21 protein-coding genes and 2 tRNA genes are annotated in these 18,427 nt (G+C 40.2%); 19 read left to right on the forward strand and 4 right to left on the reverse strand.

Features of this window, described 5'->3' with window-relative positions:
- The first annotated feature begins 32 nt into the window (after window positions 1-32).
- The 6 genes from MTN96_RS32480 (at window position 33) to bamE (ending at window position 4,107) form a co-directional block, all read left to right on the forward strand.
- Window positions 33-1,526 (forward strand): acetyl-CoA hydrolase/transferase family protein, encoded by a 1,494-nt coding sequence (locus tag MTN96_RS32480; RefSeq protein WP_248534193.1) that lies wholly within the window; start codon window positions 33-35, stop codon window positions 1,524-1,526.
- A gap of 165 nt (window positions 1,527-1,691) precedes the next feature.
- Window positions 1,692-1,940, forward strand: a complete 249-nt coding sequence (locus MTN96_RS32485; protein WP_248534195.1) for a hypothetical protein — start codon at window positions 1,692-1,694, stop codon at window positions 1,938-1,940.
- A 409-nt stretch (window positions 1,941-2,349) separates the two neighbouring features.
- Window positions 2,350-2,700, forward strand: a complete 351-nt coding sequence (locus MTN96_RS32490; protein WP_248534197.1) for a transposase — start codon at window positions 2,350-2,352, stop codon at window positions 2,698-2,700.
- A 133-nt stretch (window positions 2,701-2,833) separates the two neighbouring features.
- Window positions 2,834-3,115 (forward strand): GIY-YIG nuclease family protein, encoded by a 282-nt coding sequence (locus MTN96_RS32495; RefSeq protein ID WP_248534199.1) that lies wholly within the window; start codon window positions 2,834-2,836, stop codon window positions 3,113-3,115.
- Window positions 3,116-3,175: 60 nt separating this feature from the next.
- Complete coding sequence (locus tag MTN96_RS32500) at window positions 3,176-3,652, forward strand: hypothetical protein (protein WP_248534201.1); 477 nt, start codon at window positions 3,176-3,178, stop codon at window positions 3,650-3,652.
- A 95-nt stretch (window positions 3,653-3,747) separates the two neighbouring features.
- The gene (gene bamE, locus MTN96_RS32505; protein WP_248534203.1) at window positions 3,748-4,107 is read left to right on the forward strand and encodes an outer membrane protein assembly factor BamE; all 360 of its coding nucleotides are present in this window, start codon (window positions 3,748-3,750) and stop codon (window positions 4,105-4,107) included.
- Between the two features lie 70 nt (window positions 4,108-4,177).
- Here bamE and MTN96_RS32510 read toward each other — a convergent pair whose 3' ends face one another.
- A complete protein-coding gene (locus tag MTN96_RS32510; RefSeq protein ID WP_248534204.1) occupies window positions 4,178-5,086 on the reverse strand; it encodes a YbjQ family protein in 909 nt (302 codons plus the stop codon).
- 168 nt (window positions 5,087-5,254) lie between these two features.
- Between MTN96_RS32510 and MTN96_RS32515 the strand changes: the two genes are divergently transcribed.
- Window positions 5,255-5,440, forward strand: a complete 186-nt coding sequence (locus tag MTN96_RS32515; protein ID WP_248534206.1) for a hypothetical protein — start codon at window positions 5,255-5,257, stop codon at window positions 5,438-5,440.
- A gap of 165 nt (window positions 5,441-5,605) precedes the next feature.
- Here MTN96_RS32515 and MTN96_RS32520 read toward each other — a convergent pair whose 3' ends face one another.
- The 3 genes from MTN96_RS32520 to MTN96_RS32530 all read right to left on the reverse strand — a co-directional run bounded on the left by MTN96_RS32520 (window position 5,606) and on the right by MTN96_RS32530 (window position 7,072).
- Window positions 5,606-6,052: a hypothetical protein gene (locus MTN96_RS32520; protein WP_248534208.1), complete on the reverse strand. Its 447-nt coding sequence runs from the start codon at window positions 6,050-6,052 to the stop codon at window positions 5,606-5,608.
- 203 nt (window positions 6,053-6,255) lie between these two features.
- Window positions 6,256-6,332 (reverse strand) — tRNA-Pro (locus MTN96_RS32525).
- A gap of 116 nt (window positions 6,333-6,448) precedes the next feature.
- Window positions 6,449-7,072, reverse strand: coding sequence for an arylesterase (locus MTN96_RS32530; RefSeq protein WP_248534209.1), 624 nt, complete (start codon window positions 7,070-7,072; stop codon window positions 6,449-6,451).
- Between MTN96_RS32530 and MTN96_RS32535 the strand changes: the two genes are divergently transcribed.
- From MTN96_RS32535 to MTN96_RS32590, 12 genes are all read left to right on the forward strand, one after another.
- Window positions 7,073-7,786 (forward strand): ABC transporter ATP-binding protein, encoded by a 714-nt coding sequence (locus MTN96_RS32535; RefSeq protein WP_248534215.1) that lies wholly within the window; start codon window positions 7,073-7,075, stop codon window positions 7,784-7,786.
- Window positions 7,776-10,277 (forward strand): ABC transporter permease, encoded by a 2,502-nt coding sequence (locus MTN96_RS32540; RefSeq protein WP_248534211.1) that lies wholly within the window; start codon window positions 7,776-7,778, stop codon window positions 10,275-10,277. The genes MTN96_RS32535 and MTN96_RS32540 overlap by 11 nt, the downstream gene beginning before the upstream one ends.
- A 132-nt stretch (window positions 10,278-10,409) precedes the next feature.
- Complete coding sequence (gene ruvC / locus MTN96_RS32545; RefSeq protein ID WP_008114131.1) at window positions 10,410-10,934, forward strand: crossover junction endodeoxyribonuclease RuvC; 525 nt, start codon at window positions 10,410-10,412, stop codon at window positions 10,932-10,934.
- A 2-nt stretch (window positions 10,935-10,936) separates the two neighbouring features.
- Entirely contained in the window at window positions 10,937-11,554 is a 618-nt protein-coding gene (gene ruvA / locus MTN96_RS32550) for a Holliday junction branch migration protein RuvA (protein ID WP_036983054.1), read from the forward strand.
- A 7-nt stretch (window positions 11,555-11,561) separates the two neighbouring features.
- Complete coding sequence (gene ruvB / locus MTN96_RS32555; RefSeq protein ID WP_013464636.1) at window positions 11,562-12,569, forward strand: Holliday junction branch migration DNA helicase RuvB; 1,008 nt, start codon at window positions 11,562-11,564, stop codon at window positions 12,567-12,569.
- An 874-nt stretch (window positions 12,570-13,443) separates the two neighbouring features.
- Window positions 13,444-14,148 (forward strand): protein TolQ, encoded by a 705-nt coding sequence (gene tolQ, locus MTN96_RS32560; RefSeq protein ID WP_036983052.1) that lies wholly within the window; start codon window positions 13,444-13,446, stop codon window positions 14,146-14,148.
- The gene (gene tolR / locus MTN96_RS32565) at window positions 14,135-14,566 is read left to right on the forward strand and encodes a protein TolR (protein WP_016899822.1); all 432 of its coding nucleotides are present in this window, start codon (window positions 14,135-14,137) and stop codon (window positions 14,564-14,566) included. Before tolQ ends, tolR begins: the two co-directional genes overlap by 14 nt.
- Window positions 14,567-14,570: 4 nt before the next feature.
- A complete protein-coding gene (tolA, locus tag MTN96_RS32570) occupies window positions 14,571-15,476 on the forward strand; it encodes a cell envelope integrity protein TolA (protein ID WP_076920777.1) in 906 nt (301 codons plus the stop codon).
- A gap of 8 nt (window positions 15,477-15,484) precedes the next feature.
- On the forward strand, window positions 15,485-16,843 hold the full coding sequence (gene tolB / locus MTN96_RS32575; protein ID WP_248534213.1) for a Tol-Pal system beta propeller repeat protein TolB: 1,359 nt from the start codon (window positions 15,485-15,487) through the stop codon (window positions 16,841-16,843).
- Window positions 16,844-16,878: 35 nt separating this feature from the next.
- Window positions 16,879-17,418: a peptidoglycan-associated lipoprotein Pal gene (pal, locus tag MTN96_RS32580; protein ID WP_036983049.1), complete on the forward strand. Its 540-nt coding sequence runs from the start codon at window positions 16,879-16,881 to the stop codon at window positions 17,416-17,418.
- Between the two features lie 13 nt (window positions 17,419-17,431).
- On the forward strand, window positions 17,432-18,184 hold the full coding sequence (gene ybgF / locus MTN96_RS32585) for a tol-pal system protein YbgF (protein WP_248474989.1): 753 nt from the start codon (window positions 17,432-17,434) through the stop codon (window positions 18,182-18,184).
- Between the two features lie 171 nt (window positions 18,185-18,355).
- Window positions 18,356-18,427, forward strand: a tRNA-Lys gene (locus MTN96_RS32590).

Consider the following 18,427-nt stretch of genomic DNA (forward strand, 5'->3'; position numbering starts at 1 on the left):
CCCAAATAATAATGGGGTTTAAGGGGTTCCAAATGCAATTAGAACGAATTCGTCATAGTGATTTACACAACAAAGTGATGTCTGCACAACAGGCCAGTTTATTTATTAAAGACGGCATGACCGTAGGGATGAGTGGTTTTACTCGTGCCGGTGAAGCGAAAGCTGTACCACGTGCGCTTGCCGAGCGAGTACGTGAAAACCCAATGAAAATTAACCTAATGACGGGCGCGTCATTAGGTAACGACTTAGATAAGCTACTTACTGAATCAGGTGCGTTAGCGCGTCGTATGCCATTTCAGGTAGACAGCACATTACGTAAAGCAATTAACAACGGTGAGGTCATGTTTATTGACCAGCATTTATCTGAAACTGTTGAACAGTTACGTAATCATCAGTTAACTATGCCTGATGTAGCGGTGATTGAAGCCGTTGCTATTACAGAAGAAGGCCACATAGTACCAACAACGTCAGTAGGTAACTCAGCAAGTTTTGCTATTTTTGCTAAACAGGTAATTGTAGAAATTAACATGTTACATCAGCCAGAGCTTGAAGGGCTGCATGATATTTACATCCCTTCGTATCGTCCTACGCGTACTCCAGTGCCGCTCGTGAAAGTAGATGACCGTATCGGTAGTACTGCTATTCCAATCGATCCGGCTAAAATTGTGGGTATTGTATTTACCAATCAAAGTGACTCATTTTCAACAGTAACCGACCCAGATGCAGATACCGCCTCTATTGCACGCCATTTAGTTAACTTTTTTAAAGAAGAAGTAGCGCAACAGCGCATGCCTGCAAATTTAGGCCCATTACAAGCGGGTATTGGTAACATAGCCAATGCAGTCATGATGGGTTTATTAGACTCAGATTTTAAAGACCTCACTATGTACTCAGAGGTATTACAAGATTCTACCTTTGACTTAATTGATGCGGGTAAACTTAATTTTGCCTCTGGGTGTTCAATTATTTTATCAGAGCGTTGTAACGCACAAGTATTTAATAACCTTGAAAAGTACCGCGATAAGCTAGTACTTCGCCCACAAGAAATGTCGAATCACCCTGAAATTGTGCGTCGTTTAGGTATTATTGCAATTAACACGGCACTTGAGTTTGATATATATGGCAACGTTAACTCAACTCATGTGTGTGGTACTAAAATGATGAACGGCATTGGTGGCTCAGGCGACTTTGCACGTAATGCGCATGTATCGGTGTTTGTAACTAAATCAATTGCTAAAGGCGGCGCTATTTCAAGCGTGGTACCTATGGTAAGCCACGTCGATCATACCGAGCACGATGTTGATATTTTAGTAACCGAGCAAGGCCTAGCTGATTTACGTGGTTTAGCGCCACGCGAACGTGCTGTTGAAGTAATTAAACACTGTGTACACCCAGATTATCGCAACGCTATGCTTGATTACTACGAGCGTGCTTGTGTACGTGGCGGCCATACGCCTCATATTTTAGAAGAAGCATTCAGCTGGCATACCCGCCTTGATCAACAAGGCACAATGAAGCAAAGCTAATACATAAACCCCGCATTTGCGGGGTTTTTAATTTATGATGCCGATGCTTTATAGCGCGTTGTTATTGTTTTGCCATAAGGTGGTTTAAGTTTTTACTGTGTGCTGTAAAATAACTGCATATTTTTTACAGACTCGCCGTGGCGAGCAACATACAGAGTAACCATAATGGAAAATAAACTAACCGCAATCGACACTCTCGCGGAACTTGAAAGCTTTTTACTGCAAGTGGAAAAAGGCGGTTTAGGTTTAACTGGCGTAGCAGGCGTCGGCATGGCAACTAATAATGCCGACGGCAGCCGTTTTGTCGCGGTGTTTGATGATAAGCAACAGCTTTTATTAGCCCGTGAAATTACCGAAGAGATTTTTCAAAGCGGCCAAGATATGGTGCGCAACGGCGTAGGGCGTAAGCACTAATACCTTACTACTAATTTAAAAAGCGCCAAATGGCGCTTTTTTTGTGGTTTATTTTAAACAGGTGTTAAATATAAAATAAATGGTAACTATTCACCAAGACAAACTATTTTCTAAGGATCTTTTTTAGCTATTGGCTGATCCTGCCAGTATGCCAAGCTAGAGCGATTACCCTATCGCTCTAGCTTTAATGAATTTAAACAGCATAAATATCACTGAAATAGTTGAACAAACTAAAATTCAGTTACAAGAAGATAAAACACTCTCGCCAGCGTTGAAGATGTCTATTGAACTCATTCTTGTTGTCGTTGTTATGCTAACTAACCTGAGCTGCACATAAGAAATGGAACTAAATGCCCTTGCGGTGATCAGATCTTTCGACCAAGAAACATAAGATAACCGAGGCAAGGGCATGAATAACTTAAATGCAATTTACGTAGATGTCGATGATTTTTGTTTATTATTAGATATGGTCGATAATGTTACAGGTAGTTTATACGCAGATAAAGGTTATGTATCTGCAAACCTAAAAGCGGAACTTGCTGAGCAAGGGATTGATTTTATTACAGGTCAACGACGTAATATGAAACGTCAGCCAATATCATCTTGGGATAGAGCGATGTTATCAACGCGTTTCATCATTGAAACAGTTTTCGACCAGCTGAAAAATATGGCTCAAATAGACCACACAAGGCACCGCAGCTGCATCTCATTTATGGTTAATTTAATGCCTTGGATTAATAGCCTATACTTTTCAGACTAAAAAGCCGAGTATAAAATTGACTCGGCTTTAATTCTTATGCAGATCTGAGATTAACTAGTTTTAATATCTGCTTTACTATGTTTAAACTGTTATCGTCTTATACGAATTAATAACTATGGATTGGTAGGAGTATATGGCCTCAAAAGTAATTTATAAAATAACTTATCCGAATGGCAAAATTTACATCGGGAAAGACCTTACTAACACATTTACCTATTTTGGAAGCGTAAATGCAGATTTAGTAGCCGCAGATTTTTCACTAGAGCAACGAAAAAGTATAACTATAACGAAGGACATAATTTTTGAATCTGACGATACAAAAGAGATAAATAAACGAGAGGTAGAGCTAATTAAAGAATATCAGTCCAACAATCCAGAAGTTGGATATAACAGGTGGCCTAAATTTTCCTCATAGATACAGCGGATGATAAGGTGTATGCTTTATTTTTGATAAGAATTTAAATAAGGGATTAATATGCTTTATCAATATCTAGCGTTTATGTGTTTGTGCGGGTTGATAACAGGGATCATTGGAAGTAATAAAGGAAGAAGTGGGTTTCTATGGTTTGTAATTGGTTTTCTGCTAGCGCCTCTAGGCATTGTATTGGCGCTTGTTATTAAAAAAGACAATCAAACTCTTGAAAGCAAAGCACTTGCTTTAGGTACACAAAAAAAGTGCCCATATTGCGCTGAACTAATAAAGAGTGAGGCTATTATTTGTAAGCACTGTAATAGAGAGCAAGCAGGGAATAATACCTCAATGCAAATAGAAAACAGCCAAAAAGCGTTACTTAATGCTATCGCTGATAATGATGTTGAAGTCGTTAAAAATATTATGAATACAGCTCAAGGTCTATCTTATGAGGATTTCTCTACTCCACCATTAGAGTACGCAGAGTTACACGGCAACGAAGAAATTATAAATTCTATCAAAAAAACATTTAATAAATAATGATAAGCCCAAAATATTTTGAGCTGTAATTTTAAAAGGTTGAAAATATACACTAGCTTGTATAAGTTAATAACTCATATAAAAAAGGAACAACTATGAAATATGGATTTTTAATATTATGTGTTTTATTTCTTACGGCATGCGCGACAGCCAATTACACCACAGGTAGTGACTTTAAAACGGATAAAGTTGATCAAATAGAAAAAGGAGTTACAACTAAAGAGCAAGTTGCAGATTGGTTTGGTGAACCGTACTCAAAAACGGTTATTAATGGTAATCAAGTGAAGTGGCTTTATTTTTATTCTCAGGGAACATCTAAAGCTCAATCTTATGTGTTTACCATGAAAGTTCAAACCGAAGGCACTCAAAAAACGTTAGATATATTGTTTGATGACGGCATTGTTTCAAATTACACGTATACTAATGGCGCAGCACCGCAAATGAATATTAACTGATATAAATGATAAGGGCGGCGTTTAATTACTTATAACGCCGCTCTTTAATATTGAAAGTACCTAAATAGGTTTACTTCTCAACAATAACAGCAGTACCAGAAGCAACAATAAATAGCATGCCCAGTTTACCACCGCCCGATATTTCACTGTAATCTAGGTCTATTCCTACCACAGCATTAGCACCTAATGAAAAAGCTTCTTTCCTTAATTCGGCTAAAGCTGTTTTTCGCGCGTCTCTCAAAGTATCTTGTATGCTGTTATTTCTACCGCCGAAAGTGTCACTAAGGCTGGCAAATATATCCTTAAATATATTCATTCCATATGCACATTCTGCAGTAATAACATCTAGTCGTTTTATCACTTTTAAATTAGGCGTAGATTCGGTTGTGAGCAGTATTTCATTTTGATTTAAGTTTGCCTGTTTTATGGTCTCAATCTTTTCTTGTTGTAGTTTAGAGTAATGTTCGCGCAATGAACTATTAGGTAAACCATACTTTCTGTGTAAATAAATGTTTTTTGCTTTTTCTATATAATTAGCGTGTGTTTCATCTATTGTCGTTATTAATTTGCCATAGCTGTATATTTCATACCCATTACTTGCTTTTAGAGTTCGCAGGCCGCTTGTTGCATAATTTTTTGATTTATAATTTAAAGATGCTACAGACAGAGTGAGGGGGGAAGAGTTTATATCTTCAAATTCAATATTAGGTAAGTCCTCTATAAAATCATCACATTCACGGACATAAAAGTTATCAAAAGGATTTCTTTTATCACTTTCAATCAATAGATTTGTAACGAATTTACCCTCATACCAAACTGTAATATGAGTATTATTTTCAGAGTCTTTTTTCTCAGCCTTGGCTAATTTTGCTGTTTCATAAAATATATTATTGATGTTATCTGTTAAGCCCTTTTCACTAATGTTCCATTGCGGAGCTTCTTTTTTAATCTCAGAGTCGTTCTTTTTGTTGAAAAACATAACCGTCCTTAGTAATTGTAGTTAATACAGAGTTACAAATTAACAAGGCAAATTCAAGCTATTTAGACTTAGCAATTCAAAGCGATGTTCAGTGTGGCTTTTAGCGGGGGGGCTTGCACGATTACCTAGCAAAAAAGGGTATAATTGAAACTCATAGCAGGGAAATTTATGAAACGAATAGATAGGCTTAACAACGATAGGCAAATTTTTAAAGCGTTAACGGTAGCGCTTAATGAGTCACATAGATACAGTAACCCAAGTTATAAGAGCTTGGTTAATTACTTAAATGGCAAAGACTTAAAAACTAGCTGGGGAAATTCTTGGACTTCTAAGAGCCTGTTTAGGTATTTATAAAGACATGGCTTTTCGGGCGTGTGGGGATTAAACAACAGCCTAAAACAATATAACAAACTAGCTAGATTTATTTAGGGTATTTTCAGACACCGTAAAAGAGGCAATTTCGCAACCAGTACGTTATAAAGCACTACGCTTACATATGTGTAACGGCATTCACTTTGATCATTCGATCGAGTTGTTGTATAGCATTGTGACGCGTTTTAAAATTGAACCTACAATACTGCAAGCTACCCAAGATATCAGTACAGCGATAATTCCAGCTGGGTTAATCATGAACTCCCAAGATGTTGATGTTGTCGTAAAATAAGTGCCCATCGTCTTGGTTTGTTGATGAAGGTTGACTCCAAAAAGCGCCAAAAAGTGAATGATGTGAAGTAATACCATGCGTGAGCTTGACTCACTCAATTTGACCGTTTCACTCTTTGTGTGTGTATGCTTAGGAGTATTGTCTTTATTCTTTTGACTGGCGGGTTTTGTTGTTAGGTGTTTATTCAAAGCTTCCTGCGAATTATCGGCCTCATATGTTCCATAAACAATCCTATTACCTGCCTTACTCGATTCAATAGCTATTGTTTCGCCAACATTGTTTTGAACTATTACGAATTTCATTAAAAATCATCCCTAATTACTGTATATGTATTTAGTTTCAGCCTAGAAGATAACATAACTACTTTATGTTGGTACTGCAAATTAATAGATACTTGCTATTTTTGATGTATATAAGGGTAAGTCTTTAGTGGCTACAGATTGGCTACACGGTGTACTTTAGTAGAAAATAACTTATTACGATTTGGGGTAAGTTATTGAAATAATGGTCGGTATGGAGAGATTCGAACTCTCGACCCCTGCCACCCCATGACAGTGCGCTACCAAGCTGCGCCACATACCGACTTCGATTGCAATAGTACGTGTATTTATAAAAAAATCAATAAGCTTTTGTTTGTTTGGATATTTATTGCGCAAGCGTTTAATATTAAGCGCTTGCGCCAGAAGTTTTACACGGCTTTACTCTTTATTTAACCACTGGTTGATCGTGTTATACATTTCATCTCGTAGTATTGGTTGGGCAGTTTTGTTAGGGTGTAAGTTGTCGTTTTGCATCAGCTCGCTTTTGCCTGCTACTTTAAGCACAAAAAACGGCATTAAATGCGAGCCCGTGGCTTTGCTAACACTGGCAAAGCTATCGGTGAACATTTTACTGTAACGTGGGCCATAGTTAGGTGGAATATAAATTTCCATAAGTGCGGTTTGTGCATTTGCAGCTTGGCTTTTTTCAATTAAAGCCGTTAAGTTAGTTTGCATTTTTGTGATTGGAAAACCGCGCAGGCCATCATTAGCACCAAGCTCAATGAGTACGTGAGTTGGCTGGTATTGCTCAAGTAGCGCGTCTAATCGGCGCAATGCACCGCCGGTGGTTTCGCCGCTAATACTGGCATTTACTAAGTTGATAGGGCGTTGCTCGTTATCGTATTTATCTTGTAACAATTGCACCCAGCCTTGTTCTTGTTTTAAGCCATAGGCTGCGCTTAAACTATCACCAAGTATTAAAATCGTGTTGTTAGCTACCGCGTGTAGTGGGTTAATAACTAAAAATAAAATGAATACACAACGTAGGATTGAATGGGTCATATGTCAGCGCTTTCTCAATTAAATATAATTCAAGTAAATGGTTTATCTAAAGTGGTTTCCACCTTTGAAGGTGAATTGTTCATCCTCAGCGACATCAGCTTTAATGTCAAGCATGGCGAGTCTGTTGCCGTAGTGGGCACGTCGGGCTCTGGTAAATCTACATTATTGAGCTTGCTAGCAGGGCTTGATACCGCCAGCAGTGGCGAGGTGATGTTAGATGGCGAGCCGCTGCACGAATTAGATGAAGAAGCACGTGCAGCACTGAGAGCTGCTAAAGTCGGATTTGTATTCCAGTCTTTTATGTTGGTACAAAGTTTAACTGCGCTTGAGAACGTGATGTTACCCGCTGAGCTTGCTGGCGAACGTGATGCTAAAGAGCAAGCGCTCGCATTACTTGAAAAAGTCGGCTTGAGTCACCGTGTTGATCATTACCCGTCGCAGTTATCTGGTGGTGAGCAACAACGTGTTGCCATTGCTCGCGCATTCGTGGGTTCGCCTAAAATACTGTTTGCCGACGAGCCATCAGCTAACCTAGATAGCAAAAACGGCCACATGATAGAAGCGTTATTATTTGATTTAAATAAACAAAATGGCACTACGCTTATTTTAGTTACCCACGATGAAGCACTGGCGCAAAAGTGTGAACGCATTATTCAGATTGAAGCCGGTGAGCTGGTACACAATTCAACAGAGGAAATGGCAAATGTGGGCTAAATTAGCGCTTAAACTATTTTCTCGTGAGTTTCGCCGTGGTGAACTAACCGTAATAAGCGCAGCCATTGCACTGGCAGTATTAACCGTGCTTACTTTATCTATGGTAACTGAGCGAATTGCACAAAGTATTGCCCAAAAAAGCAGTGCATTTATAGCAGCAGATCGTGTTCTTGCCAGCAATCACGCCATAGATACCGCCTTTATAACCAAAGCAGAACAACAAAACTTACAAACTGCACAAATGGTGTACTTTGACACTATGCTGTTTGCAAACGATGAAATGCAATTTAGCTCGGTAAAGGCTGCATCAAACAGTTACCCGCTTAAAGGCCAATTGAAAGTTAAGTCGGGTTTGAATGCTCAAACTGAGGTTGCACCCGGTGCGCCAAGCCCTGGTAACGTATGGTTAAGTGAATCGGTTTTTTACAGTTTAAACATAAACGTAGGCGACCAAGTTGAATTAGGTGCCGCGTTATTCAATGTGGAAAAAGTGATTGTAGAAGAACCCGATGCGCCATTTAATGTGTTCTCTAGCAGTCGCAGAGTACTTATTAATATTGATGATGTACCAAAAACTGAAGTAATACAGCCCGGTAGCCGTGTATTTTACCGCCAGTTGTATGCAGGTGATGAAAGCGACATCAATAGTTTTTACGATTGGTTAAAACCGCAACTTAAAGAAAACCAAAACTGGTATGGTGTAAAAGACCGCCAGTCTCCTATTTCAAATAGCTTAAACAGAGCCGAAAGCTTTTTGTTATTAGCAGGTTTGCTGGGCATTATATTAGCCGCGGTTGCTATTGCGGTATCGGCTAAGCGCTATTGTGAGCGCCAATACGACCCCGTCGCGATGATGAAAACCTTAGGTGGCTGCCGCGATATGATCCGCAAAATTTACCTTATGCACTTATTAATGGTGTGTACCATGGCGGTAGTCGTTGGCCTTGCTATTGGTTACGGCTTACAAGAAGTTGCAACTGGTTACCTTGCAAAAAGCATGGGAACCGAACTGCCCATGGCAGGGTTTAAACCGTGGTTAGTCGCCATTAGCACCGGGGTTATTTGTGCGGTTATGTTCTCTATTAAGCCATTGTTAGATTTATTTGATATTCCACCACTTAGAGTGCTTCGCCGTAATTTAGGCGACCGCCTTGCGGTAAGTAAAATCCATTTAGGGCTTAGCGCCTTAACGGTATTTTTATTAATGTGGTTATTTAGTAACAATATTAAAATTACCCTTATTTTATTTGCCTCAACGCTTGCGCTTATTTTAGTGTTGTTTTTAATTTCTAAATTAATATTTGGCGGGGGCCGAAAGCTTGGCTTAAAGCCAGGTAACAGCTGGTCGTTGGCTATTGCGTCTATTCAAAAGCGCGCCAACGTTAATGCGGTGCAGCTAATTAGTTTTTCGCTAGCGATTAAATTACTGTTGTTTTTAATTGTGCTAAAAAACGACATTATTTCGGATTGGCAGTCTCAGTTACCAAGTGATGCACCTAATGCCTTTTTGGTTAATATTACGCAAAATGAGCTGGATCCGGTAAATGAATACTTAGCGCAAAAAGGCATTCAAGTGTCGGAGTTTTACCCAACGATTCGTGGCCGCGTGAATGCAGTAAATGGCGAAGCAGTAGCACGTGAAGTGTCATTGCAAGACAACGAGAAAAAAGACGAAGAAGCCCGCTCAGGTATTGGCCGCGAGCTTAACTTAACTTGGCTTAACGAAGTCCCCTCACAAAATGACATTATCGATGGCCAGTGGTTTGGCGATGACGCAGTAGCTGAGGCCTCACTTGAAGAGTCGATGATGAAGCGCCTTGATGTGAAAATGGGCGATACCCTCACGTTTTTAATTGGTGCGCAGTCGTTCGACGCTAAAATTACCAGTGTACGTAAAGTTAATTGGGCCACGCTTAAACCTAACTTTTTCATTATTTTAAGCCCTGATGTGTTGAGCAGCTTTCCGGCCACGTATATTTCATCAGTACGTATTGAGCCTGAGCAAAAGCGCGACTTTAGCCAGTTATTACGTACATATCCTACGATTACAGCAATTGATGTAGACAACTTTGTTAAACAAATTCAATCGACTATTGAGCAAGTGTCGTTAGCTATTGGCTTTGTACTGGCTATTGTGGTGTTGTGTGGCGCGTTGGTACTTATATCGCAGGTGCAAGCAAGCTTAGGTGAGCGGATGCAAGAAATTGTGATACTGCGTACTTTGGGCGCTAAAAGCCGATTAATCAAAAATGCCACCTTGTATGAGTTTTTATTACTGGGCGGTTTAGCCGGACTGGTGGCTGCATTTTTCAGCGATATTGCGTTATTGATTGTTCAGCAGCAAATGTTTGATTTAGCGGGTAAGCTGCATCCTAATATTTGGATTATTGGCCCCGTTGCTGGTGGCGTGTTTGTAGCAGGGTTAGGCTATTTTATGATTGCCCGTACGCTTAAACAAAATACCCAAGGCTTAGTACGCGCATTGGCGTAAACTTTTCAGCCAAATAGCGTTTAAATGCCTACTTTTTATGTAGGCATTTTTGTTTTTGCTTGGTACTGGTAATTTATACAGTGCTCTGGCATTATTAGCACTATTAATAAATAACAATAATGAGAGTGCTGTTTGGCCATAATTTTAGGGATCGATCCGGGCTCGCGTTTAACGGGTTACGGTGTGGTTGCGCACCAAGGGGCTAAGTTTACTTACTTAGGCAGTGGCTGTATTAAATTAGCCGATCATGACTTTCCCACCCGACTTAAAATGATTTACCAAGGCATTACACAGCTTATAGAGCAATTTTCGCCTGAAACATTTGCTATAGAAAAAGTATTTATGGCGCATAACCCTGATTCTGCTTTAAAGCTAGGCCAAGCTCGTGGCGCTGCGATTGTTGGTGCCTCTATGGCCGACTTACCGGTTTTTGAATACTCAGCACGGCAAATAAAGCAAGCCGTTGTGGGTAACGGTGGGGCAGATAAATCGCAAGTTCAACATATGGTTAAAAACATACTTAAACTGCCAGGTACGCCGCAAGCCGATGCGGCGGATGCGCTTGCAATTGCAATTTGCCATGCCCACTCTGAACAAAATTTAATAAAACTAGCGGGTAGCGCAAGCAAAACCGTTAGAGGACGTCTAAGGAAATAACAATGATAGGTCGCTTAAACGGCGTGTTAGTTGAAAAACAGCCCCCAGAAATACTATTAGAAGTGAGCGGCGTTGGCTACGAAGTACAAATGCCAATGACCTGTTTTTACGATTTGCCTAAAGTAGGCGACAACGCCATTGTGTACACTCATTTTGTAGTACGCGAAGACGCACAGTTATTGTTTGGCTTTAATAATAAAACCGAGCGTGCGTTATTTAGAGAGCTGTTAAAAGCTAATGGCGTAGGGCCTAAATTAGGCTTAGCTATTTTGTCGGGCATGTCGGCGCAGCAGTTTGTAAGTTGTGTAAATAATGAAGATGCTACCGCTTTGGTTAAACTGCCAGGGGTGGGCAAAAAGACCGCAGAGCGCTTAGTGCTCGAAATGAAAGACAGATTAAAAAATTGGGGTAATGACTTATTTACCCCGTTTAGCGATAGCGCCGTAATAGAGCCTGCGAGCGATGCAACTATAGCCAATAATGCGGCCGATGATGCGGTTTCGGCGTTAGTGGCGCTCGGTTATAAATTGCCACAAGCGCAAAAAGCAGTAAAATCAATAAGCAAACCCGATATGTCGACTGAGGTTCTAATTAAAGAATCTTTGAAATCAATGCTGTGAGTAAATTATGATCGAAGCTGATCGCTTAATAGATGCTGCTGAAAAAACCAACGAAGACACCATAGACCGTGCTATCAGGCCTAAGTTACTGGCCGACTATCGTGGTCAGCCGCATGTTAAGCAACAAATGGAAATATTTATTGAAGCCGCGCGTAGCCGCAGCGAAGCGTTGGATCATTTATTAATATTCGGTCCGCCAGGCTTAGGTAAAACCACGCTTGCCAATATTGTAGCCAACGAATTAAATGTAAATATTAAAACCACCTCGGGCCCTGTGCTTGAAAAAGCGGGCGATTTAGCCGCATTGCTTACTAACCTTGAAGAGGGTGATGTACTGTTTATTGATGAAATTCACCGTTTGAGCCCGCAAGTTGAAGAAATACTCTACCCGGCAATGGAAGATTACCAGCTCGATATTATGATAGGTGAAGGCCCTGCTGCACGCTCTATTAAGCTTGATTTACCCGCGTTTACACTCATTGGTGCAACTACTCGTGCGGGGTCATTAACTTCTCCACTGCGTGACCGCTTTGGTATTGTTCAACGCTTAGAGTTTTACTCTGTGGAAGACTTATCGCACATTGTGGGGCGCTCAGCGCATTATCTTAGTTTAGAAATGTGTGACGATGGCGCCGCCGAAATAGCCAAACGTTCGCGCGGTACGCCACGTATTGCAAATCGATTATTGCGTCGAGTGCGCGATTACACCCAAGTAAAGTCAGACGGTACGGTTAATGCTGAGGTAGCTCAACAAGCCCTCGACATGATTGACGTTGATAAAAGCGGTTTTGATTACATGGATCGTAAATATTTACTCGCCATCATCGAAAAGTTTATGGGTGGCCCTGTTGGCCTTGACAACTTAGCCGCGGCAATAGGCGAAGAGAAAGAAACCATAGAAGATGTGATCGAACCGTTTTTAATTCAACAAGGATTTATTCAGCGCACGCCGCGAGGGCGAATTGTCTCTGATAATGCGTATCACCATTTTGGCTTGTTACCTAAAAAAGATTAAATAACCAGAATAACGAGACTCTTTCTAAAGCCACTGTCATTTTAACGACAGTGGCTTTTTAGTATAAGCAAAGGCTAAATTTAGACGTATTTTACTTTGCCAATAATTCACTGAGCGTTAAGACACATCAGGCTATTGTGCGGCTGCAGTAATGGTATTGAGCCCGAGTGTAACTAATTTTACAAATTGCGGGCAAAAAAAAGCCCGCAAATAATGCGGGCAAACAACAAGTTTAAGGAAGTAATCTAGGGAACTACGTTTTACTTGTTGAGGTCATACCCCAAGAAGTAAAAAAGTAATACGAAATAAATCATATTACGAAGAACTGGATTCAATGAAATAGCTTTCATTTAATGCGCTAGCTCGGTATAGGAGAATAATACCGAAGCGGCAGAATTTGTTCAAACTAGAAAATTTATATTTTCAGATTAAAAAAACTAATAGCAGGGGTTTTCTGTTTTTACTTAATGTTGCATGTTAATTAACCATTAATTCTATAAGTTAATGAAATGCTTTGTTTATGTGTATTAACATATAAACGTTCGGTATTAGTTTTACTATTACGTTAAGGTAAGCGTGTAGTGTTTATGAGTGCTTATGCATTAATTTTGAATAAACAGCGTATTTTTGTGACTCTTTAGTGAAATTAAGCGGGCTTATAGATAGTCTTGTTGTTATTTATTTATACAGTAAAACAAGAGTTAAGTAGTAAAATTATTTTTTTAACGTTTTTTGTTGGCTATTCACAGCAATATCGTTGTCAGCAGGAAATACACTAGATACACTAGCTGAACTTTAATGGTGGCTAATGTGTTACAAAGTTACCTTACTCAAATAAATCAATTTGATGTTTTTAATTATTTAGGAGTTTAACGTGGGATCAGGGCTTAATTTTTTAGATCTAATTCTAGAAGCCAGTTTGCTTGTGCAATTAGTAATGCTAGCGTTGGTTGCTATGTCGGTTATGTCGTGGGCTATTATTTTTCAACGTAAAAAAGCCATCTCTGACGCTTTAGCAAATGCCAAAAAATTTGAGCATCGTTTTTGGTCTGGTGTTGACCTAAGTAAGCTATATAACGAAATTTCATCACGCGGTGGTCAATCAACGGGTATTGAAGCGTTATTCACCTCAGGTTTCAAAGAGTTTGCACGCCACAAAAAAAATACCTTCCAAAGTGCAGGCATTGTTATGGAAGGCACACATCGTTCAATGCGGGTTGCGCTTTCTCGTGAAATAGAAAAACTAGAATCAAGCTTATCGTTTTTAGCAACCGTTGGGTCAATTAGCCCCTACATAGGTTTGTTTGGTACAGTATGGGGTATTATGAATGCCTTTATTGCCTTAGGTGAAGTAAAACAAGCAACCTTACAAATGGTTGCACCAGGTATAGCAGAAGCTTTGATTGCAACAGCAATGGGTTTATTTGCGGCTATTCCTGCCGTTATTGCCTATAACCGATTTGCTAATAAAGTTGAAAAGTTAGAATCTCATTACATTAACTTTATGGAAGAATTTGCCAATATTTTACACCGTCAAGCAGCTACCCAAATAGAGGCTCAAGCGAATGTACCAGCGTAAAAAGCGTCGCCCAGTCGCAGAAATTAATGTAGTACCATACATTGATGTAATGTTGGTGTTGCTTATTATATTTATGGCCACTGCGCCATTAATAACCCATGGCGTAAAAGTAGACCTACCAAAAATGGAAGAGTCAGACTTAGTTGATACCAAAGATACGCCGCCCATTATTGCCTCTATTGATTCGCAAGGTAAGTATTATGTAAGCATAGGTACTGATCCGGAAGAGCCAATGGAAGCATTAGATGTAGCCGCTGTAATTAAACTACAACTAATGAAAAACCCTGATACCCCAGTAATGATTAAAGGCTCAGGTAAAGTGTCGTATCAAGAAGTGTTACTGCTCATGGATTTTTTGAAGAATGCAGGTGTACCATCGGTAGGCTTAATGACCGAATCCTTTGAGGGGACCAAGTAGTCATATGAATACGTCGTTAATCAAATCAGTAATACTGCATTTAGCATTAGGGGGATTTTTGTATGCATCAGCAAACATTCATCCACCTAAACCTAAAGTAATGGAAGTGACGCTTAATGCCGCCATTCCTGAGCCAGAAAATGCGGTGTCTGCTGTGACCGTGGATCAACAGCAGGTTGAGCAAAAAATTGCTGAGTTACGCAAAAAAGAAGAAGATAAAAAGCGCGCTGAAGATAAACGCATTCGTGATTTAGAGCGCCGAGCAGCAGAAGCACGTAAGCAAAGAGAATCTGAAGCAAGACGCATTAAAAAGCTAGAGCAGCAGCGCAAAGCTAAAGAGAAAGAAAGAGCTGAAGCCGAAGCTCAAGCTAAAAAAGCCCGCGAAATAGAACAACGTGAGCGAGCAAAAGCCAAACAAGCGCAAAAGCAAAAGCAAGAGGCTGAAGATGCTGCTAAAGCGGCTGCCGACAAACGCAAAGCCGAAGAAGCCGCGCTTAAAAAAGCCGAAGAAGAGCGTAAAAAACGTGCTGAAGAAGCTGAGCGTAAACGTCAGCAAGCATTGCAAGAACAAATACTGCAAGAGCAACTTGCCAAAGAGCAGGCTGCACGCAATAAAATACGTCAACAGCAAGTAGTGAGTGAAGTTGATAAATACCGTGCATTAATTATGGCGCGTATTCAGCAAAACTTATTAATTGATGAAAAAATGAAAAACCAGCAATGCCGCATTAATCTCCGTCTTGGGTTTAATGGCTTGGTTACGCAGGTTAAGTCGTTAGGCGGTGATAAGTTAGTGTGTGAAGCTGCTTTAAGAGCGGTTCGCATGGCCGACACATTACCGGTATCGAAAGATAAAGACGTATTCGAACAATTAAAGAATATTAATATAACCATCGCGCCAGAGTTTTAAGGGATGACATGTTTAACAAAATTAAAATAGCCTGTTTAGTTTTAATATTAGGGTTTCAGGGTGTTGCACACGCGGCACTTGAAATTGTTATTACTGAAGGTATAGACGGTGCAAGACCGATTGCGATTGTGCCTTTTAAATACCAAGGTAATGGCCCTATTCCAGAGCAGCTTAGCGATGTTATTGCTGCTGATTTAATGCGCAGTGGTAAATTTAAGCCAGTTAGCGCTTCACAAATGCCTCAACAACCACATAAAGACGGCGATATTGATTATGGCGCTTGGGTTAATAAAGGCGTTGAAGCGGTTTTAGTGGGTGAAGTCGAACAGCAAACCAACGGACGTTACTTAGTACGTTATGAGCTTGTTGATGTTATTCGCGGCCAAATTACTGGCGGTGAAACACAAATGATGAGCAACGGTAAGCTTGTTCAAAGCCAAGACCATATTTTAGAAGCACGTCAAAGCGTAATTGGTGAAACTGGATTTCGTCGATACTCGCACCGCATTAGTGATGTTATTTATGAAAAGCTAACTGGCGAAAAAGGCGCATTTTTAACAAAAATAGCCTATGTTATTGTACGTGATACCGAAGAAAAGCCTTATCAGTTAGTCGTTGCTGATTACGATGGTTTTAATGAACAAGTATTATTGCGTTCAAAAGAGCCATTAATGTCGCCGGTTTGGTCACCTGACGGTACTAAGTTAGCATATGTAACCTTTGAAAATCGCCAGAGCCAAATTTACATTCAAGACATTTATACGGGTAAACGCGAATTGATCACCAGCTACAAGGGAATTAACGGCGCGCCGCAATTCTCGCCAGATGGTAAAAAGTTACTGCTAGTGCTGTCAAAAGATAAAACTGGTGCAACTGAGGTTTACTTATTAGACTTACTAACACGTAAAGAGACGCGATTAACACGCCATCGTAGTATAGATACCGAACCTTCGTGGTACCCAAATGGTGAAGATATAGTATTTACGTCGGAAAGGGGTGGTAATGCTCAGATTTATAAGTTAAATTTAAAAACTGGCAGAACGCAAAGATTAACCTTTGACGGTGACATGAACCTAGCGGGTTCTATTTCGCCAGACGGAAAAGAATTAGTGATGGTAAACCGTACTAACGGACAGTATCATCTTGCTAAGAAAGAGTTGGCTACAGGTGCGTTTCAAGTTTTAACACGAACTCGCCTTGACGAATCACCGAGCATAGCGCCAAATGGCTCGATGATTATATACAGCACGCTCCACAATAATAAACAGGTACTTGCGCTAGTATCGATGGACGGTCGTTTTAAAGCACGTTTACCTGTGCTTGATGGACAAGTAAAGGCACCTGCTTGGTCGCCATATTTACAGTAATAATTGCTGGTTTACTCAAAATAGGAATCTACTCAATGCAACTTAACAAAATACTTAAAGGCCTGCTAATTGCTGTGCCAGTAATGACACTAGCAGCTTGTAGCTCATCTTCAGATATCGACGAAAATGCAGCTAACCAGTCAAACCAAGCAACTGTTGAGCAAACAACAACGGATACAGTTGAAGTAGCCACAATGACGCCAGAGCAACAAGCAGAAGAGCAACTTCGTCAAAAGTACGAAGCGCTTCGTCAAGAGCAAATTATCTACTTTGACTTTGATAAAGCGACAGTTGAAAGCAAATATGCAGACTTACTTCGTGCACACGCTGAGTTTTTAGTTAAAAATCCTTCTGTTAAAGTATTAATTGAAGGCCACGCAGATGAGCGCGGTACGCCAGAGTACAACATTGCACTTGGTGAGCACCGTGGACAAGCAGTTGAAAAATACCTACAAAGCTTAGGTGTTTCTGCAAGCCAAATGTCAGTAGTTAGCTACGGCGAAGAAAAGCCAATGGTTAAATCTCGCACTGAGTCTGCTTTCGCTAAAAACCGCCGTGCGGTACTAGTTTACTAAGATAAGAGATATTATGAAGCCGAAAATTATTTTGGCAGCCATGATATTGAGCGGGAGCACCCAAGTTTTGGCTGCTCCCGCTCCTGTTTCAGAAGCTGCAAGTTCACAGTCAAGCATTGAAAAGCGTTTAGCAACACTTGAAAGTATGATGCAACAGCGTAATTTTTTACAAGTAGAGTTACAGCAACAGCTCAATTTACTGCAAGATGAAGTTAGTCAAATACGCGGAGTAACTGAAGAGCAAAGCTATAAGCTTGAAAAAGTACTCCAGCGTCAACGCGAGCTTTATCAAGAAATTGAGAACCGTGTTAGCCAAGCGTATGCAAAGCCGACCGCTCCAGCGCCTACAACAGACTACACACAGCCTAGTAACGAGCAGAGCTACAGCAGCGACTTATCTGAAAACGAAGCGTACGAACGTGCTGTTGCGCTTATAATGAAAGATAAACGCTACGACCAAGCTATTCCAGAATTTCAAGCGTTCTTAACAACGTATCCAAATTCAGTGTACACCTCAAACGCACATTACTGGCTGGGACAACTATTAACGATTAAAAATGACGGTGTAAAAGCAGCCGAGCACTTTAAAGTAGTTGTTAACGAATTTCCAAATTCAAATAAACGCCCAGATGCGATGTTAAAGCTTGGTACACTTTTACAAGAGCAAGGTTTGAAGGCAGAAGCACAAAAAATACTGAATGAGCTTATTAATCAGTACCCAAGTACAACTGCTGCTAAATTAGCCACAGATCGCTTATCAAAATAAATGTTGATGCTTGATTAGACTGCTTTTTGTCATAAGCGGTCTAAAATTGCTCAACTAGACATAAAAACTTAAAAAAAGAGACAATTTCGGTTGCACTCATTTTATAAATAAGTATTATAAGCGCCCGCAGCAAACGAATGGTAACCCCACTCGAAATGCGACAAAAAGAGCGGGTCATTAGCTCAGTTGGTAGAGCAGTGGACTTTTAATCCATTGGTCGATGGTTCAAGTCCATCATGACCC

The sequence above is a fragment of the Pseudoalteromonas sp. 2CM28B genome, from assembly GCF_023161935.1.